The organism is Effusibacillus lacus (genome assembly GCF_002335525.1).
In the GTDB taxonomy this organism is placed as follows: Bacteria; Bacillota; Bacilli; order Tumebacillales; family Effusibacillaceae; genus Effusibacillus; species Effusibacillus lacus.
Genome location: NZ_BDUF01000017.1, coordinates 1 through 615, shown reverse-complemented (window position 1 = coordinate 615; position 615 = coordinate 1). Strand labels below are relative to the sequence as shown.

Annotated in this window: 1 protein-coding gene; it reads left to right on the top strand. The window is 49.9% G+C overall.

Going from position 1 to position 615, the window contains the following annotated elements:
* Positions 1–67 precede the first annotated feature (67 nt).
* On the top strand, positions 68–615 hold a 548-nt coding region (locus EFBL_RS04270), incomplete at its 3' end, for an IS110 family transposase (RefSeq protein WP_149029935.1).

Genomic DNA, 615 nt, shown 5'->3' with positions numbered 1-615 from the left:
GCCTCCTGTATGCTGGGTCTCGGAATGGAGCACATTCACTGCCCTAATTAAGAGGAGGACGCTTACTATGAAGCATAGCCAATCTAGCAAACAAAATCAACGTATTCAGCGAATTTCTGATACCACATTGGTGATTGGAACAGACATCGCCAAACACAACCATGTGGCCCGAGCTTTTAATTACCGAGGCATTGAACTTGGCAACCGGTGCTTATTCCAGAACGATGAACAAGGCTTACTGAACCTTCTGGCGTGGGCAGAGTCCCTAAAGCAGAAGAACGGCATGAACGACGTCATTCTGGGTGTTGAGCCAACTGGTCACTACTGGTTTTCCTTGTTCCACTTCCTAAAGGGACATGGTATCCAGGTGGTGTTAGTCAATCCACATCATGTCAAGAAAAGCAAGGAACTCGACGACAACTCTCCTACCAAGAACGACATCAAAGATGCGAAAGTCGTCGCCAAACTCGTCATCGACGGTCGCTACACGGAGCCGCAGCTCCCGGAAGGCGTCTACGCCGACCTGCGCGTGCTGATGAATCAGCGGGATCGTCTATGCGGGGATTTGAACCGCGTGAAAGGAAGAATCCACAATTGGTTGGATCGCTTCTTTCC